General features: G+C 64.6%; 30 protein-coding genes. 15 read left to right on the forward strand and 15 right to left on the reverse strand.

Translation table 11 applies throughout. From position 1 onward, the window contains the following. Window positions 1-6 precede the first annotated feature (6 nt). The 5 genes from hpf (at window position 7) to GQO94_RS03590 (ending at window position 2,828) form a co-directional block, all read left to right on the forward strand. The gene (gene hpf / locus GQO94_RS03570; protein ID WP_156839767.1) at window positions 7-591 is read left to right on the forward strand and encodes a ribosome hibernation-promoting factor, HPF/YfiA family; all 585 of its coding nucleotides are present in this window, start codon (window positions 7-9) and stop codon (window positions 589-591) included. 116 nt (window positions 592-707) lie between these two features. Next, the gene (locus tag GQO94_RS03575; protein ID WP_156839768.1) at window positions 708-1,169 is read left to right on the forward strand and encodes a PTS sugar transporter subunit IIA; all 462 of its coding nucleotides are present in this window, start codon (window positions 708-710) and stop codon (window positions 1,167-1,169) included. Beyond that, on the forward strand, window positions 1,144-1,662 hold the full coding sequence (locus tag GQO94_RS03580) for a PaaI family thioesterase (protein ID WP_156839769.1): 519 nt from the start codon (window positions 1,144-1,146) through the stop codon (window positions 1,660-1,662). The genes GQO94_RS03575 and GQO94_RS03580 overlap by 26 nt, the downstream gene beginning before the upstream one ends. Before the next feature lie 25 nt (window positions 1,663-1,687). Next, window positions 1,688-2,002 carry a DUF1491 family protein gene (locus GQO94_RS03585; RefSeq protein WP_332310829.1) on the forward strand — a complete coding sequence of 105 codons (315 nt, stop codon included), beginning with the start codon at window positions 1,688-1,690 and terminating at the stop codon, window positions 2,000-2,002. Window positions 2,003-2,189: 187 nt separating this feature from the next. After that, complete coding sequence (locus GQO94_RS03590) at window positions 2,190-2,828, forward strand: cell wall hydrolase (protein WP_156839771.1); 639 nt, start codon at window positions 2,190-2,192, stop codon at window positions 2,826-2,828. A gap of 42 nt (window positions 2,829-2,870) precedes the next feature. On the opposite strand, the gene xth is transcribed toward GQO94_RS03590, so the two are convergent. The 3 genes from xth to GQO94_RS03605 are packed head-to-tail and all read right to left on the reverse strand — an operon-like array spanning window position 2,871 to window position 4,537. Next, window positions 2,871-3,644 carry an exodeoxyribonuclease III gene (gene xth, locus GQO94_RS03595; protein ID WP_156839871.1) on the reverse strand — a complete coding sequence of 258 codons (774 nt, stop codon included), beginning with the start codon at window positions 3,642-3,644 and terminating at the stop codon, window positions 2,871-2,873. 53 nt (window positions 3,645-3,697) lie between these two features. After that, window positions 3,698-4,057 carry a HesB/IscA family protein gene (locus GQO94_RS03600; protein WP_156839772.1) on the reverse strand — a complete coding sequence of 120 codons (360 nt, stop codon included), beginning with the start codon at window positions 4,055-4,057 and terminating at the stop codon, window positions 3,698-3,700. 51 nt (window positions 4,058-4,108) lie between these two features. Continuing rightward, entirely contained in the window at window positions 4,109-4,537 is a 429-nt protein-coding gene (locus tag GQO94_RS03605) for a CBS domain-containing protein (RefSeq protein WP_156839872.1), read from the reverse strand. A 133-nt stretch (window positions 4,538-4,670) separates the two neighbouring features. Here GQO94_RS03605 and GQO94_RS03610 point away from each other — a divergent pair, with 133 nt between their 5' ends. Further along, on the forward strand, window positions 4,671-4,970 hold the full coding sequence (locus GQO94_RS03610; RefSeq protein WP_156839773.1) for a hypothetical protein: 300 nt from the start codon (window positions 4,671-4,673) through the stop codon (window positions 4,968-4,970). Window positions 4,971-5,006: 36 nt separating this feature from the next. Here GQO94_RS03610 and GQO94_RS03615 read toward each other — a convergent pair whose 3' ends face one another. The 4 genes from GQO94_RS03615 to GQO94_RS03630 all read right to left on the reverse strand — a co-directional run bounded on the left by GQO94_RS03615 (window position 5,007) and on the right by GQO94_RS03630 (window position 8,191). Further along, window positions 5,007-5,399: a (2Fe-2S) ferredoxin domain-containing protein gene (locus tag GQO94_RS03615; RefSeq protein WP_156839774.1), complete on the reverse strand. Its 393-nt coding sequence runs from the start codon at window positions 5,397-5,399 to the stop codon at window positions 5,007-5,009. 205 nt (window positions 5,400-5,604) lie between these two features. Further along, the gene (locus tag GQO94_RS03620) at window positions 5,605-6,111 is read right to left on the reverse strand and encodes a DUF2497 domain-containing protein (RefSeq protein ID WP_156839775.1); all 507 of its coding nucleotides are present in this window, start codon (window positions 6,109-6,111) and stop codon (window positions 5,605-5,607) included. Between the two features lie 26 nt (window positions 6,112-6,137). After that, the gene (locus GQO94_RS03625) at window positions 6,138-7,589 is read right to left on the reverse strand and encodes a TolC family outer membrane protein (protein ID WP_156839776.1); all 1,452 of its coding nucleotides are present in this window, start codon (window positions 7,587-7,589) and stop codon (window positions 6,138-6,140) included. A gap of 2 nt (window positions 7,590-7,591) precedes the next feature. Beyond that, on the reverse strand, window positions 7,592-8,191 hold the full coding sequence (locus GQO94_RS03630) for a protein-L-isoaspartate O-methyltransferase family protein (protein ID WP_156839873.1): 600 nt from the start codon (window positions 8,189-8,191) through the stop codon (window positions 7,592-7,594). A gap of 231 nt (window positions 8,192-8,422) precedes the next feature. On the opposite strand from GQO94_RS03630, the gene GQO94_RS03635 reads away from it, so the two are divergent. Genes GQO94_RS03635 through GQO94_RS03645 form a run of 3 tightly spaced genes read left to right on the forward strand, consistent with a single transcriptional unit; the run spans window position 8,423 to window position 12,113 of the window. Continuing rightward, window positions 8,423-9,943 carry a fumarate hydratase gene (locus GQO94_RS03635; protein ID WP_156839777.1) on the forward strand — a complete coding sequence of 507 codons (1,521 nt, stop codon included), beginning with the start codon at window positions 8,423-8,425 and terminating at the stop codon, window positions 9,941-9,943. Between the two features lie 27 nt (window positions 9,944-9,970). Continuing rightward, window positions 9,971-11,371, forward strand: coding sequence for a sensor histidine kinase (locus tag GQO94_RS03640; RefSeq protein ID WP_332310818.1), 1,401 nt, complete (start codon window positions 9,971-9,973; stop codon window positions 11,369-11,371). Further along, complete coding sequence (locus GQO94_RS03645; RefSeq protein ID WP_408636579.1) at window positions 11,364-12,113, forward strand: LytR/AlgR family response regulator transcription factor; 750 nt, start codon at window positions 11,364-11,366, stop codon at window positions 12,111-12,113. Before GQO94_RS03640 ends, GQO94_RS03645 begins: the two co-directional genes overlap by 8 nt. Before the next feature lie 75 nt (window positions 12,114-12,188). Here the strand turns inward: GQO94_RS03645 and GQO94_RS20740 are convergent, their stop codons facing one another. After that, window positions 12,189-12,485 (reverse strand): UrcA family protein, encoded by a 297-nt coding sequence (locus GQO94_RS20740; RefSeq protein ID WP_198045781.1) that lies wholly within the window; start codon window positions 12,483-12,485, stop codon window positions 12,189-12,191. A 286-nt stretch (window positions 12,486-12,771) separates the two neighbouring features. On the opposite strand from GQO94_RS20740, the gene GQO94_RS03655 reads away from it, so the two are divergent. The 3 genes from GQO94_RS03655 to GQO94_RS03665 are packed head-to-tail and all read left to right on the forward strand — an operon-like array spanning window position 12,772 to window position 14,803. Next, a complete protein-coding gene (locus GQO94_RS03655) occupies window positions 12,772-13,038 on the forward strand; it encodes a hypothetical protein (RefSeq protein WP_156839780.1) in 267 nt (88 codons plus the stop codon). Window positions 13,039-13,074: 36 nt separating this feature from the next. Beyond that, complete coding sequence (locus GQO94_RS03660) at window positions 13,075-13,932, forward strand: diacylglycerol kinase family protein (RefSeq protein WP_156839781.1); 858 nt, start codon at window positions 13,075-13,077, stop codon at window positions 13,930-13,932. Between the two features lie 10 nt (window positions 13,933-13,942). Further along, the gene (locus GQO94_RS03665; protein ID WP_156839782.1) at window positions 13,943-14,803 is read left to right on the forward strand and encodes a metallophosphoesterase family protein; all 861 of its coding nucleotides are present in this window, start codon (window positions 13,943-13,945) and stop codon (window positions 14,801-14,803) included. A 183-nt stretch (window positions 14,804-14,986) separates the two neighbouring features. Here GQO94_RS03665 and GQO94_RS03670 read toward each other — a convergent pair whose 3' ends face one another. The 6 genes from GQO94_RS03670 to GQO94_RS03695 all read right to left on the reverse strand — a co-directional run bounded on the left by GQO94_RS03670 (window position 14,987) and on the right by GQO94_RS03695 (window position 19,299). Further along, window positions 14,987-15,697 (reverse strand): GIN domain-containing protein, encoded by a 711-nt coding sequence (locus tag GQO94_RS03670; protein WP_156839783.1) that lies wholly within the window; start codon window positions 15,695-15,697, stop codon window positions 14,987-14,989. Window positions 15,698-15,712: 15 nt separating this feature from the next. After that, the gene (locus GQO94_RS03675; RefSeq protein WP_156839784.1) at window positions 15,713-16,282 is read right to left on the reverse strand and encodes a DUF1700 domain-containing protein; all 570 of its coding nucleotides are present in this window, start codon (window positions 16,280-16,282) and stop codon (window positions 15,713-15,715) included. Continuing rightward, window positions 16,272-16,640: a PadR family transcriptional regulator gene (locus GQO94_RS03680; protein WP_156839785.1), complete on the reverse strand. Its 369-nt coding sequence runs from the start codon at window positions 16,638-16,640 to the stop codon at window positions 16,272-16,274. Before GQO94_RS03680 ends, GQO94_RS03675 begins: the two co-directional genes overlap by 11 nt. 382 nt (window positions 16,641-17,022) lie before the next feature. Next, window positions 17,023-17,541 carry a 30S ribosomal protein S9 gene (rpsI, locus tag GQO94_RS03685; RefSeq protein ID WP_156839786.1) on the reverse strand — a complete coding sequence of 173 codons (519 nt, stop codon included), beginning with the start codon at window positions 17,539-17,541 and terminating at the stop codon, window positions 17,023-17,025. Continuing rightward, a complete protein-coding gene (gene rplM, locus GQO94_RS03690; protein WP_156839787.1) occupies window positions 17,541-18,020 on the reverse strand; it encodes a 50S ribosomal protein L13 in 480 nt (159 codons plus the stop codon). Before rplM ends, rpsI begins: the two co-directional genes overlap by 1 nt. 223 nt (window positions 18,021-18,243) lie before the next feature. Further along, window positions 18,244-19,299, reverse strand: coding sequence for a COX15/CtaA family protein (locus GQO94_RS03695; RefSeq protein WP_156839788.1), 1,056 nt, complete (start codon window positions 19,297-19,299; stop codon window positions 18,244-18,246). A 107-nt stretch (window positions 19,300-19,406) separates the two neighbouring features. Between GQO94_RS03695 and GQO94_RS03700 the strand changes: the two genes are divergently transcribed. The 3 genes from GQO94_RS03700 (at window position 19,407) to GQO94_RS03710 (ending at window position 21,454) form a co-directional block, all read left to right on the forward strand. After that, window positions 19,407-19,781, forward strand: coding sequence for a MerC domain-containing protein (locus GQO94_RS03700; RefSeq protein ID WP_156839789.1), 375 nt, complete (start codon window positions 19,407-19,409; stop codon window positions 19,779-19,781). A gap of 16 nt (window positions 19,782-19,797) precedes the next feature. Then, on the forward strand, window positions 19,798-20,808 hold the full coding sequence (gene thiS / locus GQO94_RS03705; RefSeq protein WP_156839790.1) for a sulfur carrier protein ThiS: 1,011 nt from the start codon (window positions 19,798-19,800) through the stop codon (window positions 20,806-20,808). Between the two features lie 118 nt (window positions 20,809-20,926). Next, window positions 20,927-21,454 (forward strand): hypothetical protein, encoded by a 528-nt coding sequence (locus GQO94_RS03710; RefSeq protein ID WP_156839791.1) that lies wholly within the window; start codon window positions 20,927-20,929, stop codon window positions 21,452-21,454. Window positions 21,455-21,461: 7 nt separating this feature from the next. On the opposite strand, the gene GQO94_RS03715 is transcribed toward GQO94_RS03710, so the two are convergent. Then, window positions 21,462-22,577 (reverse strand): zinc-binding metallopeptidase family protein, encoded by a 1,116-nt coding sequence (locus GQO94_RS03715; RefSeq protein ID WP_156839792.1) that lies wholly within the window; start codon window positions 22,575-22,577, stop codon window positions 21,462-21,464. Between the last annotated feature and the right edge of the window lie 79 nt (window positions 22,578-22,656).

A 22,656-nucleotide genomic window follows, 5' to 3' on the forward strand; every position in this document is an offset into this window, starting at 1 on the left:
TTCGCCATGGATATTCGCGTCTCGGGTCATCAGGTCGACACGGGTGAAGCGCTGCAGACGCATGCCAACGAGCGACTGGCCGCGATTGTCGAAAAGTACTTCAGCCGCGCGCTTTCTTCGCATGTGACGTTCGGCCGCGGGCCGGCCAACGGCTTTCGCTGCGACATCATCATGCACGTCATGCAGAACCTGGTGTTGAAGGCTTCCGGCAGCGCGCAGGATGCGCATCAGGCGTTCGATCAGGCGGCCGAGAAGATCGACAAGCAGCTGCGTCGTTACAAACGCCGGCTCAACGATCATCACGAACAGAGCTTGCATGCCATGGCGGAAGACATTGCCATGGCCGAAGCCGATGCCGCCTATACCATCTTCGAAGAACGCGCCGACCAAGACGATGAGGAAGAGATCGACGCTCCGGTCGTCATTGCCGAAACGCGTGTCGATATTCCCGAGGCGACGGTTTCGGATGCCGTGATGATGCTGGACTTGCGCAATACCGCCGCATTGTTCTTTAAAAATGCTGGAACGGGACGCCACAATATGGTTTACCGCCGCGGCGACGGCACGATCGGCTGGGTCGAACCGTCCTGAGGCGTGTTTGAGCCTTTCGCTTTCTATGTTCGGAGGTGGGGCAAACGGTCCGGATTAACGGACCGGGATAGCGCGTAAGCAAATGGCAACCGACCCCAGATAACTGTCAGATCACGATGAACGCTCTCTTTACCCTCGATCCTGCGGCCATCATGACGGCCACGGAAAGCAGCAAGGATGCGATCCTCGATCGGTTGTCCACTCTCTTTGCCGAAGTCTATGAACTGGACCGCGATGCGGTCCGTGCGGCCCTGCTCGAGCGTGAGGAACTGGGATCCACCGGCTTCGGCCGCCGCTTTGCCATCCCTCACGCTCGGCTGGACGATCTCAAGCGGCCGGTCGCGGCGATCATGCAGATGGCCACGCCGATCGAGTTCGACGCTGCCGATGGACAGCCGGTAGACATCATCTTCGGGCTGCTCTCGCCGGAAGGCGCTGGCGCCAGCCATTTGCACGCGCTCGCCGCGATCTCGCGCACGATGCGCGACGAACGCATGCACGAGGCGCTCGTCGCAGCACCCGGACCGGAAGCGATCTATAGCCTCCTTAGCGATGTCATCGACCGCGACGCCGCCTGACTCTTCCTTGTCGGAAGTATCGGCAGGGCATCCCGGCGGCGCGCAGACGCACTGGCGGGCGTTGGAAGGGCTTTATGCCTCCGCGCCGGTCAACCAGTTGTTTCCCTCGCGGCTCGAGATCCTGGGTGAGGGGCAGTCGCGCATTCATTTCCTGGTCGAACCCAGCGTGTTCCATGCCGCCGGGGCCGCTCACGGCACGATCTATTTCAAGATGCTCGACGATGCGGCGTTCTACGCGGCGAACACACTGGTGACGGACCGCTTCTTGCTGACCACGTCATTCAACATGCATCTCTCGTCTCCGCTCGAGGCCGGCCCGGTCACGGCGGAAGGTCATTGGGTCAGCGGGCGCCGCCGCGTGCTGGTGGCCGAAGCGGTGCTGCGCGATTCGCACGGCGAGGAAGTGGGGCGCGGAACGGGCACTTTCATGCGATCGCGAATCGCGCTCTCCGGGCTTCCCGGTTACGCCGACGCCGGCACGGCAGGCTCGTAAGCTGGACGCGCGGCTGCCAGCCCACATCGAAGTCGGTGGATTGCTGCGGCGGGTTCAGGCTGCGGGGGGATTCGCGATGGTGCTCAGCAAAGGCGAGCGCGATGCCGGAACCCTAATGGTCGTGATTACCGAAGGCGGAAGGAATTCAAGGGCTTACGAGCGCATGCCGCAGCTCGACGGGACCCGCGCCTGGGTTCTCAGCCGATCGCAAAGCCTTGAAAATCCACATGAATTTTCGGACTATCTGGCCAATCGCGGGGCTCAGGACCCCGATTTATGGGTGATTGAACTGGATATCGCAGATGGTGAACGGTTCATCGCACCCATAGCCACTTCGTAGTTGACTGTTATGCAACTGGGCGTAGGGGGCGGCTCGCTCACGCGAAAGCGGCCGGCGCAGCGTAGGGGCTCGCCAGCTAGCACGCAGACGGGGGACCGTCGGCAGGCACGTTCGAACGCTATACGCCTAAGCAAGGCAGTTCGTTCCCGCCTGTGACGGACGGTTCACCGCATTAGATAAAGTTTAGATGCGAACGAAATTGTCATGGGCCAGCGCCTGCGCGCTGGCTGCCACGATGTGCACCGCACTTTTCAGCGCCCAGGGTTCGGGCGCGGCCGCCGAGGAACACGTTCCCGTGGCGGTCCAACAGCAACCCACCACCACTTTCGTCGCCGAGCCTGTCGTTCAGGCTCTGCCTGAGGCGCCTGCAGCTGCGGACGAAGTCGCTCCGGTATCCGAGGCCGCGGTCGATGCTGCGTCGCTGGGAGAGCTGGTCTCGGGGCAGGACGTGCCTCCGGCGCTGAGCCGCGAGATGCAGTGCCTCGCCGGTGCGATCTATTTCGAGGCGCGCGGCGAATCGCTGCCGGGTCAGCTCGCCGTCGGTCGCGTGATCGTCAATCGCGCTGCTTCGGGCCGTTTCCCCAATTCCTATTGCGGCGTCGTCTACCAGCGTTCGCAGTTTTCCTTCGTGCGCGGCGGCTCGATGCCGCAGATCCGCACCTCGTCGGCTGCTTGGCGCCGCGCGGTCGCGGTGGCGCACATCGCCGACAAGGGCAGCTGGGACAGCCCGGCCAAGGGCGCGCTGTTCTTCCATGCCGCGCGCGTTTCGCCCAACTGGCGCCTGACGCGCCTCGCCCGCGTCGACAATCACGTCTTTTATCGCTGAGTTTTTAGGAGTCGGCCTGCCGCTGAGTGCAGGCCGTTCCGCTCAGGCGCGCAATCGCACCCACACGGGCGCGTGATCGCTGGCCTTTTCCCGGCCGCGGTGCGCCTTGTCGACGCCGCAGTCGATCAGCCGGTCCGCCAATTCGGGCGAGAGCAGCGCATGATCGATGCGGAAGCCGTGATCGCGCTGCCACGCGCCGGCCTGGTAATCCCAGAAAGTCCACACCCCGCCACGCGGATTGTGGGTGTGCAAGGCGTCGGTCCAGCCATCGGCCATGAGCCGGGCATAGGCATCGCGCGAGGCGGGCTGCATCAGCGCGTCCGTGGCCATCGCCGCCGGTGACCAGACGTCGCTGTCATTGGGAACGACGTTGTAGTCGCCGGTGACGATCGCAGGCACTTCCTCGGCGGCGATGGCGTGCATGCGATCGCGCAGGCGTTCCATCCAGCGCAGCTTGTAATCGAACTTGGGGCCCGGCTGCGGATTGCCGTTGGGCAGATAGATGCAGGCGACGCGGATTCCGAAGACGTCGGCCTCGATGTAGCGGGAGTGATCGTCCTCCGGCTCGCCGGCGAGGCCGCGCTGCACTTCGACCGGCTGTTCGCCATCGGCGAGGATCGCGACGCCGTTGAAGCTCTTCTGCCCGTGCCAGATCGCCTTGTAGCCGATCTTTTCGAAGTCGGCGGCGGGAAAGCCTTCGTCCTGGCTCTTGATCTCCTGCAGGCACGCGACCTGCGGGCGGGTTTCTTCAAGCCATTCGAGCAAGCGCGGCAAGCGCGCCTTGATGCCGTTGATGTTGAAAGAGGCGACCTTGATCGCCCCGCTGCTAATACCGCCGGTGTCCGCCACGCTTCAGACAGCCCGGCTACTCATACGGAGAAGCTGGCACCGCAGCCACAGCCGGCCGCCGCCTGTGGGTTCTCGACCTTGAACGCCGCCCCGCCGAGCGATTCCACGAAATCGACCGTGCAGCCTTCGACGAGGTCCATGCTGACGCTGTCGACGATGAGTTCGACGCCGTCGGTCGTGCTCACGGCATCGTCTTCCTCGATGCTGTCGGCGAGCCCGAAGCGGTATTGGAAGCCCGAACAACCGCCGCCTTCGACGGAAAGTCGCAGCTTCGCAGGCTTCCCCTGCTTCGCCGCGATCGCCGCGATGCGCGCGGCCGCCGCTGGACTGAGAGTGACCTTGGGCGTGACCGGGGAAGGGGGCGTGGCGGAAGTTTGCATGGTTTCGATGTAGGATCCGCTGCGCTTCCCGGCAAGCCGCCGCAGCCGGAATCAGGCGGTCTGGATGTAAGTGCGCATCGCCTCGGCCTCGCTTTCGATCACATCGATGCGAAACTTGACCAGATCCCCGATCGAAACCAGGGCCACCATGCGTCCGCCTTCGATCACCGGCAGATGCCGGAACCGCCGCCGGGTCATCAGCGAAAGCGCCTCGAGGACGTCGGTTTCAGGTTCGACGGTGATGGCAGGCGCTGTCATCACTTCGGCGACCGGGCGATCGAGCACTGACGGGCCGAAATCGCGCAGCCGGTAAATGACGTCGCGTTCGGAAAAGATGCCGGCGAGGGTGGTCCCATCGAACACCGGCAACGCGCCGATCCGTCGCTCCGCGAGCATGCCGACGGCGTCGCTGACGGTTGTCGTCACGTCGCAGGTGTGAACAGTGGAGTCGCGGCCTTCGATCAGACGACCAATCGTCATATCAACTCTCCCATCTGTGCTATGTGGCAACAATGTATCACGCCGCCGCGATATCACCAATCGGACCTTGCGTTGTGGCGTCTCGACGAGCGCGGACTTGCAGCGGCCGCCTTGCATCGCCAGACTCAGGGCTATGATTCCGCGTTCTCCGCTCGACGATCCGCACAACGCCGCCTACGCCTGGGCGCGTTATCGTCGTATCATGCGCTGGATGATGCTGCTGACGCTCACGCTGGTGTGCGGGGCGATGTGGATTCTCTATCGCAACAACGGGATGGTCTCGATCCACCTCTACATCGGCACTGCGCTGGGAATCGGCTTCACCATGCTGCTGACTTCGGCGTTGATGGGATTGATCTTCCTGTCGAGCGGGACGGGCCACGACGAATCGATCATCGATCCCCTCTCGGACGAAAACCACAAGAACGACTGAGGGCCGGCGGCGCAAACCACCGAATCCGGCCGTGCTTCAGCTCTCGTCGCGATCGCTGTCCTGCGCCGGACGGAGGCGATATTCCTCGACCGGGCGTCCGTCGCGAAGATGCTCGGTGATGATCCGTTCGAGCACGTCCTCGGTGCAGGAATGATACCAAACCCCGTCGGGCCAGACGACCGCGGTCGGCCCGGCGACGCATATCCGCAGGCAGTCCGCCTTGGTGCGCGCAACGCCGCCGCGCCCATCGAGCCCCAGTTGCTTGAGGCGCTTCTTCAGATAGTTCCAGGAGGCCGCGCCCACCTCCGGCTTACAGCATTTGCCTTTGCGAGGTTCGGCACACAGAAAAATGTGTCGATGAATGCCGGAACCGCCCGCCTTGGCGAGCGCCTTGCGAGCCTGTTCGAGTTCCTTGGCCGATGTGCTCATCCCGCCATCATCCATTCGATTTCTGAAGCGCGATACCTTCGCGGTATCCCACCAACGGCGAAAACGTCCACCGAGAGATCGCCGAATCACGTTCTCGTGTCATCGCAAGTGAAGCAGCGCGCCGTCGCAAACGAGGCAGGATCGAGCTTTGCCATGGCTTGGATTTAGGAATGCCTCGGGCCGAGGTCCAGCCCGCTCGCACGGTTCAGGTTTTCTTGCCAACGATCCGCGCGATTTCGGCGGCCACGAGCTTCTCGACCAGCGGCGGCAGGTTCTTGTCGAGCCATTCGGCGAGCGCGGGTTTGAGCATCTCGCGCACCAGCCCTTCGAGCGAGGTCTCGCCCGAACGAACGATCTGCGGCGGCACACCGGGCTTGGCCAGCATGGCGAGCGCCGCCAGCGATTCGCGCATCGATTCCTGGGCCGTGGCGTTCACGAGGTGATCGAGGTGGCCCGTTTCGCCGGATTCGTCGTCTTCCACGACATCTTCGGAGACCGGCTCGTCCTCCTCGAATCGCCTCATCGCGGAAAGATCGAGCACATCTTCATCGGGCACCAGATCGTCGCGCCCCTCGCGCTCGGGGGCTTCGCGGACACCTTCGTCCGCGCGGCGCTGGCGTTCGATTGCCGCGCCCGCGCGATTGTCACGCGCGATCACTTTCTTGATCGATTCGAGTATTTCCTCGACCGTCGGTTCACCCGCCTGTCGCATGGCCCTGTCCCCTGGCGCGTGCTCGCTCACTGTTGCGGAATGTCCCCGTCCTGCACCGGCGTGTCAACGGTGCTTGTGGATCGTGCCACGGGACTGGGATCGTCGTCGAAATCGAACCATTTGCCGCGCACGCGGCGGTAGTTGATCTCGGGATCGTAGAGCCGCTCGACTCCGAGATCGAGATCGCGCGCTTCGGCGCGGCCGATCGCGGCCAGCACGGTGAAGGCGGCGACATAAGCGTTGCGGCGCGCCTGAACCAGCCGGACGCTGGCGTTCAGCAGTTCCTGCTCGGCATTGAGAATGTCGAGGATCGTGCGGTTGCCGACGGAATTTTCCGCGCGGACGCCTTCCAGGCTGAGGTCGGCGGCATCCACCGCGATTTGCTGCGAACGGATCAGATCCCGCGCGGCGAGCCAGGCGGTATAAGCGGAGCGAACTTGCGCGATCACGTCGCGTTCCGCCGCGATTTCGGACTCGAGCGCGGCGGACGCCTGGGCCTGCGCTTGCCGGCGCTGCGCCGCTGGCAGTCCGCCCTGGAAGATCGGTACGCGCAGCTGCGCGCCGACTTGCGCGGTGGTTTCGGTCTGCGCGAACTGCGCCGAGGTCGCGCCGCCCAGCGTATCGAGGTAATTGTTGTAAGCGCCCGATGTGAACAGGCTCACGGTGGGCAGGCGGCCCGCACCGGCGACGTCGATGTCGTACTTCGCCGCATCGACCCGCTCGCGCGCGGCGATCAGATCGGGATTGTCCTCCAGCGCGATCTCGACCGCGCGCTGCGGCGTTTCGGGCAATCCCGGCAACGGCGGCGGCGGCTGGAGATCCTCCGGCGCCTTGCCGACCAGCTGGATATAGGTCTCGCGCGCGCCTGCGAGATTGGCTTCGGCGCTTTGCAGATCGCTCTCGGCCAGCGCCAGCCGCGACTGCGACTGCGCGACATCGGTACGCGTGAGGTCCCCGATCTCGAACCGGTCGCTGGTTGCTCGTAAGTTGACCTGCAGCACGGCGACGTTCTTGCGGTTGAGCCCGACGATCGCCTCGTTCTGGATCACATCCATGTAGGCGGCGACGACTTGCGAAAAGAGCGAACTTTCCGTGCCGCGCAATTCCGCCTGGCCGGCATCCACACGGTTCTTCGCCGCCTTGATGCGGTTCTTGACCGCTCCGCCCGAGTAGATCGGCACGCCGAGGTCAGCCGTCGCCTGAACGGCGCGCGCGGGCGCGGTGAAGGAATTCGGGCTCGGCTTGACGAACTCGGTATACGCGGCCTGGGCGTTCACGCTGGGCAGGCCCTGCGCTCGGGCAATCGGTACGGATTCGTCGGTGGCGCGTTGCTGCGCGCGCGCCGCTTCCAGCGTCGGGTTCGTTTCGTAGGCGAGCGCGAGTGCCTCGCGGAGCGTGTCGGCCTTGGCGGGTACGGCGTGAATAACCAACAGCCCGGCCCCGGCCAGGAGGCCGGCGCAAAGCGGCACGCGAGCCACGGTCAGAAACTCCAGCGTTGCGGCGCAGCCATTTCGGGAAGGACGGGGATGCCCATTTCTGCCAGCGGCAGAAGCGATACGGCACCTGCCGCCTTGCGCCCCGCGGCGAGACGCGTGATGCCGCGCGAGACGATGCCGGTCACGATGCGTCCGCTCGCCGCGATTCGGTCCGCGAGGGCATCGGGCAGGACTTCGATCGCGCCGTCGACGATCACGAGATCGTAACCGCCATCGCCGGCTTCCAGCGCCGCGACCGGGGCAATGCTGTCGAGCGCGCCCACCGCCGGGCGCAGCAGCGCGGCGAGATAGCCGTCGCCGTCGCCCACCAGCAGCACGCGTTCGCCGGCGCGGGGCGCGGCTTCCTCGAGCATGCGGCCATGAACCAGCGGCGCGGCGAGCCAGCGACCTTCGCCAAGCGGAATTGCGCGATCGATGTAGGCAGCGCCGCGCATCGCTTCGGGAACGAAGTCCTCGCGCGGCACGGTGCTCATTGCGGCAAGTACCCACGGCTGATTCACGCCGCTTGGCCGCAGTTGGCTATCGATCATGGCGCGGCGCGCCGCTTCCGATGAGGCGAGCGGCCGCTCCTCGGTCATGGTCATCTTGCTCAGTTCCCTCATGGGCCCCGCGTTATTTGCGGCAGACCAAACTTTTGCCAATCTCTTGATACCGGCGCCTTCTAGGTCATAGCACCGTCGAGGCCAAGCGCTTTGACGGATTGCTCCGGCTGTGCCTAGAGGTGGATCGACCGGCGGCAAACCGGCCTCGACCGAGGCCGTGGTTTACCGGCTGGCCGAACATCGTTTTCTAAGGCGCGAGGAGCGACCCGAATCATGGCCGAGATGGTGACGATCCGCGAACAGGATCTCGTCGAGAGTATTGCCGATGCCCTGCAGTACATCAGCTATTTCCACCCGATGGACTACATCCGCGCGCTCGGCAAAGCGTGGGAGCGCGAGGCCAATCCCGCGGCCAAGGACGCGATGGCACAAGTGCTCGCCAACTCGCGAATGTGCGCGCAAGGCCATCGCCCGATCTGCCAGGACACCGGCATCGTCAACGTCTTCCTCAAGTGGGGCCAGAACTGCCGGCTCGAGTCGGACAAGTCGCTGCAGGACGTCGTCGATGAAGGCGTGCGCCGGGCCTACATGCATCCCGACAACAAGCTGCGCGCCTCGATCGTCGCCGATCCCGCCTTCACCCGCCGCAACACGAAGGACAATACGCCGTGCGTGCTGTCGGTCGAGATGGTGCCGGGCGACACGGTGGGCGTGGATGTCGCGGCCAAAGGTGGCGGCAGCGAGAACAAGTCGAAGTTCAAGATGATGAATCCCAGCGATTCGATTGTCGACTGGGTGCTCGAGATGCTCCCGCAGATGGGGGCGGGCTGGTGCCCGCCCGGTCAGATCGGCATCGGCATCGGCGGCACTGCGGAAAAGGCGGTCGCGCTTGCCAAGGAATCGCTGATGGAAGAGATCGACATGCACGATCTCAAGGAACGCGGGCCGCAGACCGACATCGAGAAGCTGCGAGTCGAGCTCTACGACAAGGTCAACGCGCTCGGCATCGGTGCGCAGGGCCTCGGTGGGCTGACCACCGTGCTGGACGTCAAGATCAAGGACTGGCCTTGCCACGCGGCGGGAAAGCCGGTCGCGCTGATTCCCAACTGTTCGGCGACGCGCCACGCGCACTTCATGCTCGACGGGTCCGGTCCGAGCTTCCTCGAGCGGCCCAAGCTCGAAGAATGGCCCGACATTTCGTGGTCGCCCGACCAGGACGCCAAGCGGGTCGATCTCGATGCGTTGACGCATGAAGACGTGAGGAGCTGGAAGCACGGCGATCGGCTGCTGCTCAACGGCAAGATGCTCACGGGGCGGGATGCCGCGCACAAGCGGATCCAGGACATGTTGGCCAAAGGCGAGGACCTGCCGGTCGAGTTCAAGGGCCGCGCCATCTACTACGTCGGCCCGGTCGATCCGGTGGTGGGCGAAGTGGTCGGCCCCGCCGGCCCGACGACCTCCACCCGGATGGACAAGTTCACCGACATGATGCTCGACCTTGGCCTGCTCGCCATGATCGGCAAGGCGGAGCGCGGGCAGGGCGCCACCGAGGTCATCGCCAAGCATCAGGTCGCCTATCTCATGGCGGTCGGCGGCGCCGCCTATCTCGTGGCGCGCGCGATCCGCGAAGCCAAAGTCGTGGCGTTCGAGGATCTCGGCATGGAAGCGATCTACGAATTCACGGTCGAGGATATGCCGGTCACGGTCGCGGTCGATTCGCAAGGCAACAACGTCCACCGGCTCGCGCCGCGGGTGTGGCAGGAGAAGATCGCCAAAGAGGGCATTCCGGCCTGACGTGGCGGCAAGCGAGGGGAACGGGGCGTGCGCCTGGCCGGCGATCTTTCGGGAATGGCGGGAGAGCCGGGCGGCACCCCGTTCGATGAAGCGCCGACTCGCCTCGACCGGCGCGCTGGCATGATCGTTCGTCCGACTTTATTCCGGAAGGTCATGAACGAAACAATCGAACAGCCGCGGGTGCCCGCCCGGCTGGTCCTCGCGTCGCTGATGGCTTTGTGGGCCTGCTATTTCATCGTAGCCACGCTCAGATGGTATTTCTTCGGCTACGGCTTCGAGTGGCCGGTGGTATCGCGGCGCTTGACCATCTGCATCATCTCGATGCTGCTGATGGCGGCGCTGTGGCCGCTGCTGCAACTGCTCGATCATCGCTCGAACGCGTCGAAGATCATTATTGTCGTTCTCGGCGCGCTGCCGGTCAGTCTCGCGCTCGGGGCGATCAATCAGGCGGTTTTCGCCGATATCAACGAGCAGCTGGCCAAAGACGATGAGGCCGATCGCTCAGGCAACGTGCGCATCCGCAAGGATGGTGACGGCAATCTCCTGATCGACTTGCCGGAGCCGACGGCCCCGCCCTCACCTCCGCAGCCCCCGTCGCCGGAGGGCGGCGACCAGGCGTCAGGCGAAGCGACCGCGCGGCAGAGCGATACGGCGCCGCGCATCACCGTGAAGCCCGCAGAACGCCTCGAAAAGCGGCTCGAAATGATCGCGGATACCGCGTTCGGGCGATACTTCCTCGTCCTGGCCTGGGCGGCGCTCTACTTCGCGCTTGCCAAGGCCGAGGAAGCGCGCGGGGCGGAGCGGCGCGAGGGTGAATTTCGGCGCGCCGCGGAAGCGGCCGAGTTGCGGTCGCTGCGCTATCAGGTCAATCCGCATTTCCTATTCAACACGCTCAATTCGCTGTCGGCGCTGGTGATGACCGGCCGGCAGGACGATGCCGAAGAAATGATCCAGACACTTTCGACTTTCTATCGCCACACCTTGTCGGGCGATCCGACCACCGACTTGCCGCTGGCGGACGAGATCGAGCTGCAGCAGCTGTACCTGCAGATCGAATCGGTGCGTTTTCCCAAGCGGCTGCTGATACAAATCGATATTGACGCTGCCGCCGCGGATGCGATGGTGCCCGGCATGATCCTCCAGCCCATCGTCGAAAACTCGGTGAAATATGCCGTGGCGGCAACGCGTGAGCCGGTGACGATCTCGATCGAGGCGCGCGCCGATGGCGAATGGCTGGAGATCGTCGTCGCCGACAACGGTCCCGGCACATCCGGCGGCGATCCCAAGGGCTTCGGCATCGGGCTGACCAACGTGCGCGACCGGCTGGAGACGCGCTTTGGCGAACGCGCGACGCTGACTTCCGGCACGCGCTCCGGGGGCGGCCATGCCACGACGCTGCGGCTGCCGATGGTGCACGGTCGTGGCTGATTCGCTCAAGGCCCTGATCGTCGATGACGAGCCGCTCGCGGTCGAGCGACTGCAAGTCATCTGCGCCCGCATGGAGAACATCTCGGTGATCGGCACCGCGAGCGATGGCCAGCAGGCGTTGCGTCTGATCGAGGCGCTCGAACCCGACCTGGTGCTGCTCGACATGACCATGCCGGAGACCGACGGTCTCGGCGTTGCGCGTCAGCTCGGTACCAAGGAAAGTCCGCCCGCGATCATCTTCGTCACAGCGCACGACGAGTTCGCGGTCGAGGCGTTCGATCTCGACGCGGTCGACTACGTTCTGAAGCCGGTATCGCCCGATCGCCTGCAGCGCGCGATCGCGCGAGTCGTCGCGCGTCGCGCGGCGACGGCGGAAACGCCGCCAGAAGCGGGCGCTGCCGGCGAAAGCGAATGGCTCGACGAATTCTGGGTGCCGCACCGCTCGGAACTGGTGCGCATCGCCGCCTCGCAAGTGCAGCGGATCGATGCCGAGCGCGACTACGTGCGGCTGCACGTCGGCGCGCAAAGCTATTTGCTGCTCCAGACGATCACCAGCCTCGAAGAGCGGCTCGATCCCGAACAATTCATTCGCATCCATCGCTCGACCATCTTGCGCCGCGACCACGTCAAGGGACTGCGGCACGAGGGATTGGGAGTCTGGTCGGCGGAGACCGGCGAAGGCGAGGCCTTGCGGATCGGCCGCACGTATCTTCCGAGCGTAAAAAAAATGGCGGGCCGTTAGGCCCACCAGGTTTCTGGCACTTTCTTCTTATGGGACCTCGTTGAAAGGCGGGGGGCCGGGCCCCCGGCGGCGGCCTTAGCCGCCGAGCCGGGCGTCCTCGACCAGGGTGGCGACGGTCGTCTGCGCCTTGGCCTTGGCCTTGTTCATGCAATCCATCGTCTTCGGCGAAGCCATACGGGTGCTGGTGATCGCAACGTCGTAGCCGCACGCCTTCTTGGCGGCGTGATCGAGGCGACGCTCCAGCGTCTTCTGGCCTTCGATGCTCGACAGGTTCAGATCTCCGTAGGAAACTGCGATGTCCTTGGCGAAGGACGGGGTGGCCGACAGCGCAACGGCGGCGGCGGAAATGGCGATCAGGGTCTGCTTCATCATGGTAGGTTCCTCCTCTGGAATGAGCCCGGTCGGTGGGGGTTTCGACCGTCTCGATGATTGTCTTGTGCAGGAGGACGCCGGGTGATTCACGTCGACCTCGACCAAGCCCGTCCCCGGTCGACAAGCTGCGGCGAAGGACGACGAACGACGTGTCGGGACGACGAACGACTTGATGAAAGTTGCGTGACGGGGGCTGGCTCGCGATCGATTCGATTTCGGCCGGCTGCCGCATTGGAGTGAAAGCTGCTGGCCTTCCGATCCACGGCTGGCTAGCATCCCGCGCTCCATGGCTCTTGCGTTTCTGTTCTGCCTCGGCATCGTCAATTTCGCCGCCCACAAGGCCGTTCTCGAGAGCGACCATCCGTTGTTGGCGCAGACGCCATGGTTCTTCGATGCGCTTGGCGGGCGGCTCAGCCTGATCGTCGAGTTCACGGTCCTGCTCGGCGCCATGATCCTTGCCGCGGAGGGTTCACCGGGCTGGGTCTGGGCCTATGCGGTTTATTCGGGCTTCAACGGTATTTTTGCCTGGGCGATGCTCACCGGGCGGTTCTGACGGGAACATGCGCTCTCCTGGCTCATTTTCTCCCCCATGACGGGCGAATTCGAGCGGATCTGGCTGGTCTACAACCAGGCCAGCGGCAGCAACGACGAGGAGTCGCTCGCGGCACTGGAGGAAAAGTTCGATTCCCTCGGCTGCGTGATGGCGGGCAAGACCTGCTTTCCGAACGAAACGCCCCCCGACATCGCCACGCTCGATCGCGAACGCGTGCAGATCCTCGCAATTTTCGGGGGCGACGGGACGATCAGTTCGATCACCACCGACCGCTACGGTTGGCAGGGCGCGATCCTGCCGCTCCCCGGCGGGACGATGAACATGCTCTCGCGCCGGATGCACGGTGATGCTGAAGCGCCCGAGATCGTCGCGCGTCTGCGCAACGGCATCTCCCGCAAAGTGCGCCCCTCGATCATCCGCTCGCGCCATGGCGACGGGCTCACCGGCGTGCTGGCCGGGCCGGGAACCGTGTGGAACGAGGTTCGCGAGGCGATGCGAGACATCGATCTGGTCGAACTCGTCACGTCGACGACCGAGGCGATCGCCTGGTCGGCCAATGGGCCCAAGGTGGCGTGTCTCAATTCCGATTGCGGCCGTGACGAGGGCTATGCGGCGATCACCATCAGTCCCGAGGACGACGGCTTGCAGGCGAACGGCTACTACGCCGACACGATCGGGGACTTTGCCAAGCAGGGCGTCGCCTTGCTGCAACACGATTTCCGTAACGGTCCCCATGACGACCTGGGGCGGCACATGACGATTCGCCTCGCGTGTCTCAAAGGAGAGCCGATGGGACTGCTGATCGATGGGGAGCCGTTCGACGGCGAATCGGAAGAAGAATTCGCGCTCGTGCCCAGCGAGATCGACATCGTCGCCACTGCCGATGCACGGTAGGGTGCGGGACATGCGGCAAGGCCCGGTGAAGCTGTTTCACATCAGCGACATTCATTTCGGACTCGAGGATCCGGCCGCTCTGGCCTGGGTCGAGGATTGCATCGCTTCGGAGCGGCCCGACGCGGTGGTCATCACCGGGGACCTCACGATGCGCGCGCGGCATCGCGAATATCAGGCGGCCTGCGCCTGGATCGGCGCGCTCGACGTGCCGGCGACGATGGTCATCGGCAATCACGACATGCCCTATTTCAATCTGATCGAGCGGTTCTTCGATCCCTATCGCCGCTTTCAGGGCGTTCGCTCGATCGTGGAGGCCGAGCTCGATCTCGGCGATATCGCGATCGTTCCGCTCAAGACGACGGCGCGCGCGCAATGGCGCACCAATTGGTCGAAAGGCTGGATCACGCGGCCTGCGCTCGAAAAGACCCTGGCTCAGATCGACGCCCTGCCTGCGGGCACGCGCGTGCTGGTTTCGGCGCACCATCCGCTGGTCGAGGTCAACCATCATGGCAACGTGCTCACCAAGCGCGGCGGCCGGGCGCTCGAGGAGCTGGCGAAGCGCAAGGTGATGGGCGTGCTCACGGGCCACGTGCACGATCCCTTCGATCTGGTCGAGCAGACGCCGAGCGGTTCGGTCCGGATGATCGGCGCGGGCACGCTTTCGAAGCGCATCCGGTCCACCCCGCCCAGCTTCAACCAGATCCTGGTGACGGAACGCGGCGTCCAAGTCGAAGCGCGCAATCTCGAGCACGTCGCCACGCCCGACATGCAGATCGACGATGTGCCCGAAGATGCCATGCCGCCGCGCAAGCCCGGCCAACCCGTCGCGCCCGTCGGCTCGGTGCCACCGGTCGATCCTCCGGTTCACTAGATCTGGAGGGCCGGAGGGGGCTTGCGATCGTCAGAACCCGATCGCGAAAATCCGCGCTCCCATGCCGCCCCTGTTTGGTCATTTCCGCATCCGTCATCCAGACCTTTGACGAAAAAACCGCGCCGGGATGCGGCGCGGTTTCTCCCTCATGATGTCGCTCGCCGAGATGGGCGAGCGACTCTCCTATTCGTAATCGTGCTTGACCGAGCCGATGCCGTTCATCTGGGTGCGCAGCGCCGCGGGCTTCTTGCGCAGCGTCACCGCGCCGACACCGTTGACCTCCACATCGACTCTGCCGGTGGCGGCAATGCTGACGTCGCCCGCGCCATTGACCAGGACCGTCGCGTCTTCGACTTCGAGCTTGTCGAGATTGATGTCAGAGGCGCCATCGGTCCGGATCGAGACCGCGCGGACCTTGCCGTCGGCATCGAGATCGATGGCGCCGGCGGACTTCAGCCGGAACTGGTCCTGCTGGAGGCCTGACAGAGTTACGTCGCCGGGGGCTTCCATGTCGAGCGCGGCCAGCTCGGGCGCGACGATGGTGACGTCGAGCCCCGCGTGCAGGCTCTTCTGGCCGCGCAGCGAAAGCCGGCCATTCTCGAACACCAACCGGTCGACCGCCTCGGCAGGCCCGTTGACGATCATTTCGGCCTTGTCGCCGCGGGTGAAATGCAGTTCCACGGGAATTTCCATGGTCAGCGTCTGCCCGCCGTTAACGGCGAAGCTGCGATCCTTCGTGGGACCCTCGTATTCCTCGCCGATCGTCCAGTGGAAATCCTTTTCGCCGCTGAGCTCGCTGCGCAGTTCCTCGCCGCCGGTGGCGAACGCGAGGCTGAAAGCGATCACGCACAGCACGAGGCCGCTGGCGAAGACGATGAGAAGCTTCTTGGTCATGGCCATTCCTCCTGGTCAGGCGTCTTCGGACTTGATGGCAGGTTCGATCACCCGGTAGTGCAGGCGACCGAACCAGAGCAGGGCGTTGATCACCCAGATCGACAGGATCGTGAGCAGCGCGCCCACGGCGATCGATCCGGCCATCAGGCCGAGCCCGGCGAAGATGGCGGCCGCGATACCTCCCGGAAAACCCTGTAAGGGCCCCACGAACAGCACGAAACCGCCGCAGATGAAGAGCGCGAACATCGCCAGGTAGAGCGCGAAGATGATCCCGATCACGCTGAGCACGATGGGCAGCAGAATGAGGATGTCGATCGTCGCCAGTCCCATGAAGCCGACGACGGCGGCAAACGCGGACGAGGGGGTGCGATCGGTCTGCCAGTTGCGAATGCCGGCTTCGAAGCGCAGTTCGCGCGCCAGACGGGTCGGATTGCCAAGCGCGTCGGCGACCTCCTCTTCGGAGCGACCTTCGGCGGCGCCGGCCTCGAAATGCTCTTCGTAATCGGCGACGATGTCGCTGATGTCCTCGGCGGGCAGTCCCTTGAGGCCCGCCTTCAAGCGGCGGATGAAGTCGTTACGAGTCATGGGTTTCCTCCGCTTGTTCTGCGGGCGTCGGCCCGGCGTCTGGGACAATCAGGCCATCGACGGCCGCGGTGAACGCGCGCCATTCGGCGACTTGCGCCGCGAGCCGATCGTGGCCGGCTTCGGTGATCTTGTAATATTTGCGCGGCGGACCCGAGGGCGATTCCTCGAGGTACGTCGCGACGAGGCCCTCGGCCTGCATGCGCCGCATGAGCGGGTAAATCGTCCCTTCGCCCATATCGACTGCATCGGCGAGCCGGCTCGCGATCTCGTAGGCGTAACTGTTACCGCGCGACAGAAGAGCGAGCACGCAAAGGCCGAGCACCCCCTTCTTCAGCTGAGTTTCGATAGGATCTGGCACGAATCATCTCCTGTGATGGGAGATTATCTATCGCAAGGTAGTGTGCGATGCAAGGTACCATGCGAAGAAAGATTCAGATGCAGTGACAGGTACCTGCTTATAGCGAGCTACTGGGCTATGCAGATGTTGTGCAGGACGGCAGAAAATGGGCCTTTGAGCCAGGAACCAGGCCTTCGCCGATCGTCACCCCTGAACGTGAGTCAGTGTCCATCTCTCCCCGCGCGCTTGGCTCTCGACCGCGCGATGGATGCTGAAACGAGTTCAGCATGACGAAAATGCGAAGAAGCGACGGGCCGGAATCCATGCAGCCCAAAGAAAAAGGGGCCGCGGTTGCCCGCGACCCCACTTTGCCGCCGAAGCGGCAGTCGGATAACTCGAAGTCTTAGCGCTTCGAGAACTGGAAGCTGCGGCGAGCCTTGGCGCGGCCATACTTCTTACGCTCGACCACGCGGCTGTCGCGGGTGAGGAAGCCGGCGGCCTTGACCGTGCTGCGCAGCGCGGGCTCGTAGCGAGTCAGGGCCTGGCTGATGCCGTGCTTGACCGCGCCGGCCTGACCCGAAAGTCCGCCGCCCTTGACGGTGGCGACGATGTCATACTGGCCTTCACGATCGGTGATCGCGAACGGCTGGTTGATGACGAGGCGCAGCGTCGGACGCGCGAAATAGACTTCCTGATCGCGGCCGTTGACGGTGACCTTGCCGCTGCCGGGCTTGAGCCAGACGCGGGCCACGGCATCCTTGCGGCGGCCAGTGGCATAAGCGCGACCCTGCGGATCGATTTCCTGCTCGCGCAGCGGCATCGTCGGGGTTGCGGGAACGGCGGGGGCATCGGTGCCCTCGGGCGCGTCGCCGGTGAGGTCCTTCAGTTCGGACAGGCTCTGGACGGTATCGGTGTCGGACATCACGCACCCACCTTGTTCTTGCGATTCATGGAAGCAACGTCGAGCGGCTGCGGCTGGGTGCCGGCATGCGGGTGCTCGGCACCGGCATAGAGGTGCAGCGCGCGCATCTGGTCACGGCCGAGGGGACCGCGCGGAACCATGCGCTCGACAGCCTTCTCGAGCACGCGCTCGGGGAAGCGGCCTTCCAGCACCTTGGCGGCAGTCACGCCCTTGATGCCGCCGGCATAACCGGTGTGCTTGTAATAGACCTTTTCGCCCAGCTTCTTGCCGGTGAAACGGACCTTGTCGGCATTAATCACGACGACGTGATCGCCGCAATCGACGTGCGGGGTGTAGCTCGGCTTGTGCTTGCCGCGCAGCAGATCGGCGATCACGACCGCGAGGCGGCCGACAACCAGACCTTCGGCATCGATCAGATGCCACTTCTTCTCAACCTCGGCCGGTTTGATCGACCGGGTGACCTTGGTAAGCGCCTTCATGGCTGGTCTATCCCTATGTGTTCGTGCGCGACCGAATCTCGCGCACGTTGTCGTACGCCTCGGTCGGGAAGGCGCGCCAATTGCGGAAATGCGCGCGCAAGTCAAGCAAATCGGGCGATTTGGCCGGAGGTAAAATAATACCGCGCCGGTTTAGAGGGACTGGAGAGAGCGGGCTAGGTGCGCGCGCAGCCGGCGATCAAGTTCCGTTCGAGCAGCCCTTCGATCACAGCCGCCGACCGAGCGCATGCGCGCCCCAGACCGTGGCTGCGACCAGCAACGCGCCGGTAAGCTGGTGGAGCACGGCGAGCCAGAGCGAAACGCCCGACCAGACAGTCGCGATACCGAGCAGGATCTGAAATCCGAACGCGCAGTGCAGCGCCAGCGACACGTCGCGCCGCATGGCGAGCCGCAACCGTCGACCCATCATCACCAGCACGACGACCACGACCCACGCCCACCAGCGATGGATGAAGTGAACCAGATAGGGGTCGGAAAAAAGCGCGCCCAGGCCGCCTTCGACGCCTTCGGGAAACAATCGCCCCTGCATCAGCGGCCAGGCATCGAAATTGAACCATCCCGCACCCGCGACATATCCGGCGCGCAGACCGGCCACCAGCGCGCCGAACAGGATCTGCACGGCCAGCACCACCAGCGCGACGATGCCGAACCCGCTGAGGCGGGACGGGGATTGGCCGCGTTCGAGCCGGGAAACGTCGCAAGCCGTCCACACCAGTCCGCCCAGTGTGGTCAGCGCGACCAGCAGATGCACCGCCAAACGGAAGTGGCTGACTTTGACGTCGGCGGAGAGCCCGGACGACACCATCCACCAGCCCACCGCGCCCTGCAGACCGCCCAGAGCCAGCAGTGCTAGCAGCCTGGGCTTGTAGCCGAGCGGGATGGTCCCGCGCAGCCAGAAATACGCCAGCGGCAGCGCGAAGGCGAGGCCGATCAGCCGCGCGAGCAGGCGATGCAGCCATTCCCAGAAGTAGATGAATTTGTACTGCGCCAGCGTCATCCCGGCCGGGCCGTTGACCTCGGTATATTGGGGAATGCGCTGGTAGGCCTCGAATTCGGCTTGCCATTGCGCGTCGCTGAGCGGGGGCATCGCGCCTGTCACCGGCTTCCATTCGGTGATGGACAGGCCGGATTCGGTCAGCCGCGTGATCCCGCCGATCGCGACGATCGCGATCACCATGCAGGCGACGCACAAAAGCCATAGCCGCATGGGCCGCAAGTCGTCGCTGGTCCCGATGATCGGGCGGCTGTCGGACAGAGTCATGCGGCCAGTCCCTGCTCCGTCAGGCTCGCCAGTGCAAGGGGGGGAGCGACCAGGAAGCGGCGCACAGGGCGCTTGCAATTGCATGATACAACATTACATGTGGGGCCATGACGCGCCGCGCTCTCATCCGTTTCCGCGACCGACTCGACCGGACCGGGGTCTGGATATCGGGCCTGTGCGCAGTGCATTGCGTGCTGACGGTCGTGCTCGTCTCGCTGCTCGGCGTGGGCGGACAGTTTCTGCTCAATCCTGCGATTCACGAATTCGGACTGGTACTGGCTCTGGTCATCGGGGCCATCTCGCTGGGCTATGGCGTGCTACGCCATGGCCGGCTGGGTCCGATCGCGGTCGGGGCGACCGGTCTTGTGCTGATGGCCATCGCGGTGGGCACGCATCACGGCGTGGGTGAAGCGGTACTGACCGTGGCCGGTGTCGCGCTGGTCGCTTTCGCGCACATCTGGAACTTGCACCGCTCAGCCTGAGCGCTATCTGCGCAGTATGCCGCAGGATTTTCAGCTTACCGTCAACGGCGAGGCGCGCCGGATCGCTCCGGGTGCCACGATCGCCGAACTCGTCTCGCAGCTCGGGCTCGATCCCGCCAAGGTCGCGGTCGAGCACAACAGCGTCGTGGTGCCGCGCTCGACGCTGGCCGCTGCCTCGCTGACCGACGGCGACGTGCTGGAGATCGTCCATTTCGTGGGTGGCGGCGATCACGTCGCGACGGCAGAGCAGGCCGGCAGTGCCGACACCTGGTCCGTGGCGGGCCATACCTTTCGCTCGCGATTGATCGTCGGCACGGGCAAGTACAAGGACTTCGCCCAGAATGCCGCCGCGCTCGAAGCGAGCGGCGCCGAGATCGTCACCGTCGCGGTCCGTCGGGTCAACGTGTCGGATCCCAATGCGCCGATGCTGACCGACTTCATCGATCCGAAGAAGACCACATATCTGCCCAATACTGCCGGTTGCTTCACCGCGGAGGATGCGATCCGCACTTTGCGGCTGGCGCGCGAAGCGGGCGGCTGGGATCTGGTCAAGCTGGAAGTACTGGGCGAGGCCCGCACGCTCTACCCGGACATGCGCGAGACTCTCAAGGCGACCGAAGTGCTGGCGAAGGAAGGCTTTGCGCCGATGGTCTATTGCGTCGACGATCCGATCGCGGCCAAGCAGCTCGAAGAGGCAGGTGCGGTCGCGGTGATGCCGCTGGGCGCGCCGATCGGCTCGGGGCTGGGAATCCAGAATCGCGTGACGATTCGCTTGATCGTGGAAGGCGCGAGCGTGCCAGTGCTGGTCGATGCCGGTGTCGGGACCGCGTCCGACGCCGCGGTGGCGATGGAACTCGGCTGCGACGGCGTGCTGATGAACACCGCCATCGCCGAGGCGAAGGACCCGATTCGCATGGCGCGGGCGATGCGGCTTGCCGTCGAAGCGGGCCGCGACGCTTATCTTGCGGGACGCATGGCGACTCGCAAATACGCCGATCCGTCGAGCCCGCTGGCCGGTCTTATCTAAGCCTTTACTGCCAGCGCCCGGGTTGATCCGCTTCGATGGTTAACGGGTTGGCAAGGCCATTGTGGTCTTCTGGTGTTGCAGGGACGGGCAGGTCCCTGCTTCTCAGAAAGGCAATGCCATGGGATATATCGGTACCGCTAGCCTGACGATCAGCGAGCTGCGCGAATTCGCCGGCTTCACGCCCGCCGAACAGCGCTATATTCGCCGCAGCCTCGATATCGGCCTGGGCCGGCAGGATGCCTTCAAGCTCTGGGCGCGCGATGCCGACGAAGTTGCCGCGATCCGCTCGCAATATGTCGCTTACCAGGAGCTCAAGGCGCTGCGGTGCTCGATTCCGGACGGCGACGGTTTCGACGGCGTCGAACCGTTCATGGGCAAGCTGGTGCGGATGACCGCGTTCGACTTGTCGCAGAATCGGCTCGAAAGCTTTTCCGCCTACCGCTTCCTCTACGAACGGTTGCTGGGCGCCAGTGCGCGTCAGTGGCTGCCGGGGGCTTTTTGTGGCGCCGCCGCGCTGCCGCTGATCCGGCCGGATCGTCGCAAGATGCTGCTCCACTCGATCAGCGAGGCCGCGGCCACCGCTCCGGGCTGGTCCGAGCGCGAGCCCAGTTTCTATCCCGAGTGGATCGCCCAGGAAGCCGCCTGAACCGCGCTTACTGGGCGGGCTGAGTCGTCCGTTCGGGACGAGGCGCGCCCTGCCGGGCCTTGGCGAGGACCCGCTGCACGAAATCGAGCTTCGCCACGATCGCGTCGGAAAGGTGGAACGGGTAGAGATCGGGCAGGCCCATGCTGCGGTTCATCGCGTTGAGCGTGAACGACATCGGTCCCATCGTTTCCGCCAGAGTTTTGGCATCGGCCGCATAAGGATCGAAATCCAGCGAGACGTTGAACTCCTGCCGCCGACCGTAAGGAGACGAGGGCGTCAGATCGAACGCGCGCGCCGTTTCCAGTACGTCGACCATGTGCAGATAGTGCGCGAAGGTCTCGGCGAAATCTTCCCACGGATGCATGGTCGCATACTGGCTGACGTAGTCGTCGGTCCAAACCTTGCCGCCGCCATCGCCGTAATGCGCGTTCATGCTTTGCTGGTAGTCGACGCGTTCGTCGCCGAACAATTCGCGAAACGCGGCCAAGTCCTGCTCGTCGGTCTCGACGAGCCGCGACCAGAAATGGTGCCCGACCTCGTGCCGGAAATGGCCGAGCAGAGTCCGGTAGGGCTCGCCCATCTTGTGCCGAATCCGCTCCCGCTCGGCATCGTCGGCCTCGATCAGATTGAGCGTCACCAGTCCGCTCTCGTGCCCGGTGGAAATCTGCGGCTTTCCGGCTTCTTCGGCCGCCGGGTCGTAGAGAAAGTCGAAGGCGAGGCCCTGGCGGCCCGGCTGCTCTTCCGCCTTGGTCTCGAGCGGCAGGCCGAGCTGCAGCAAGGTGTGGAACAGCCGGCGTTTGGCCTCTTCGATTTTGGCCCAGCGCGGCGGCACAGATGGCTGGGTGATATCGGGGATCGTGCGATTGTGGCGGCAGGCCCGGCACATCGGCGTCGAATCTGCCGTTTCGACCAGCCAGTTGCAGATGCCGTAGTCGTTGTTGTTGGCGCACACGACGACGTCGGCCGTTTCGCCCGCGCCGTCGCGCCAGACCGTGGCCTTGTCGGCGAGGAAGCGGAAGCCGTCGAGAACCGGATCGTATCCGACGGTCGCGTTGCAACCGGGGCAGACGCGAACCTCGAAATGATTGAGGCGGGAGCAGTTGGGGCAGGCGTAGGCACGCATGACGAGGCGATCCTGATATGAGGGGGCCCTGAAATGACGGGGGCCCTGAAATGACGGAGGCTTGCGCGGGCTAACGCAT

It is taken from the genome of Novosphingobium aquimarinum (genome assembly GCF_009746585.1).
GTDB classification, from domain to species: domain Bacteria; phylum Pseudomonadota; class Alphaproteobacteria; order Sphingomonadales; family Sphingomonadaceae; genus Novosphingobium; species Novosphingobium aquimarinum.

Excerpts from the sequence above, each read along its gene's own strand:
- hpf (WP_156839767.1), top strand. The coding sequence starts at position 7 with ATGGATATTCGCGTCTCGGGTCATCAGGTCGACACGGGTGAAGCGCTG.
- GQO94_RS03575 (WP_156839768.1), top strand. The coding sequence starts at position 708 with ATGAACGCTCTCTTTACCCTCGATCCTGCGGCCATCATGACGGCCACG.
- GQO94_RS03580 (WP_156839769.1), top strand. The coding sequence starts at position 1,144 with ATGTCATCGACCGCGACGCCGCCTGACTCTTCCTTGTCGGAAGTATCG.
- GQO94_RS03590 (WP_156839771.1), top strand. The coding sequence starts at position 2,190 with ATGCGAACGAAATTGTCATGGGCCAGCGCCTGCGCGCTGGCTGCCACG.
- GQO94_RS03600 (WP_156839772.1), bottom strand. The coding sequence starts at position 4,057 with ATGCAAACTTCCGCCACGCCCCCTTCCCCGGTCACGCCCAAGGTCACT.
- GQO94_RS03605 (WP_156839872.1), bottom strand. The coding sequence starts at position 4,537 with ATGACGATTGGTCGTCTGATCGAAGGCCGCGACTCCACTGTTCACACC.
- GQO94_RS03610 (WP_156839773.1), top strand. The coding sequence starts at position 4,671 with ATGATTCCGCGTTCTCCGCTCGACGATCCGCACAACGCCGCCTACGCC.
- GQO94_RS03615 (WP_156839774.1), bottom strand. The coding sequence starts at position 5,399 with ATGAGCACATCGGCCAAGGAACTCGAACAGGCTCGCAAGGCGCTCGCC.
- GQO94_RS03620 (WP_156839775.1), bottom strand. The coding sequence starts at position 6,111 with ATGCGACAGGCGGGTGAACCGACGGTCGAGGAAATACTCGAATCGATC.
- GQO94_RS03630 (WP_156839873.1), bottom strand. The coding sequence starts at position 8,191 with ATGACCATGACCGAGGAGCGGCCGCTCGCCTCATCGGAAGCGGCGCGC.
- GQO94_RS03635 (WP_156839777.1), top strand. The coding sequence starts at position 8,423 with ATGGCCGAGATGGTGACGATCCGCGAACAGGATCTCGTCGAGAGTATT.
- GQO94_RS20740 (WP_198045781.1), bottom strand. The coding sequence starts at position 12,485 with ATGATGAAGCAGACCCTGATCGCCATTTCCGCCGCCGCCGTTGCGCTG.
- GQO94_RS03655 (WP_156839780.1), top strand. The coding sequence starts at position 12,772 with ATGGCTCTTGCGTTTCTGTTCTGCCTCGGCATCGTCAATTTCGCCGCC.
- GQO94_RS03660 (WP_156839781.1), top strand. The coding sequence starts at position 13,075 with ATGACGGGCGAATTCGAGCGGATCTGGCTGGTCTACAACCAGGCCAGC.
- GQO94_RS03665 (WP_156839782.1), top strand. The coding sequence starts at position 13,943 with ATGCGGCAAGGCCCGGTGAAGCTGTTTCACATCAGCGACATTCATTTC.
- GQO94_RS03670 (WP_156839783.1), bottom strand. The coding sequence starts at position 15,697 with ATGACCAAGAAGCTTCTCATCGTCTTCGCCAGCGGCCTCGTGCTGTGC.
- GQO94_RS03675 (WP_156839784.1), bottom strand. The coding sequence starts at position 16,282 with ATGACTCGTAACGACTTCATCCGCCGCTTGAAGGCGGGCCTCAAGGGA.
- rpsI (WP_156839786.1), bottom strand. The coding sequence starts at position 17,541 with ATGTCCGACACCGATACCGTCCAGAGCCTGTCCGAACTGAAGGACCTC.
- rplM (WP_156839787.1), bottom strand. The coding sequence starts at position 18,020 with ATGAAGGCGCTTACCAAGGTCACCCGGTCGATCAAACCGGCCGAGGTT.
- GQO94_RS03695 (WP_156839788.1), bottom strand. The coding sequence starts at position 19,299 with ATGACTCTGTCCGACAGCCGCCCGATCATCGGGACCAGCGACGACTTG.
- GQO94_RS03700 (WP_156839789.1), top strand. The coding sequence starts at position 19,407 with ATGACGCGCCGCGCTCTCATCCGTTTCCGCGACCGACTCGACCGGACC.
- thiS (WP_156839790.1), top strand. The coding sequence starts at position 19,798 with ATGCCGCAGGATTTTCAGCTTACCGTCAACGGCGAGGCGCGCCGGATC.
- GQO94_RS03710 (WP_156839791.1), top strand. The coding sequence starts at position 20,927 with ATGGGATATATCGGTACCGCTAGCCTGACGATCAGCGAGCTGCGCGAA.
- GQO94_RS03715 (WP_156839792.1), bottom strand. The coding sequence starts at position 22,577 with ATGCGTGCCTACGCCTGCCCCAACTGCTCCCGCCTCAATCATTTCGAG.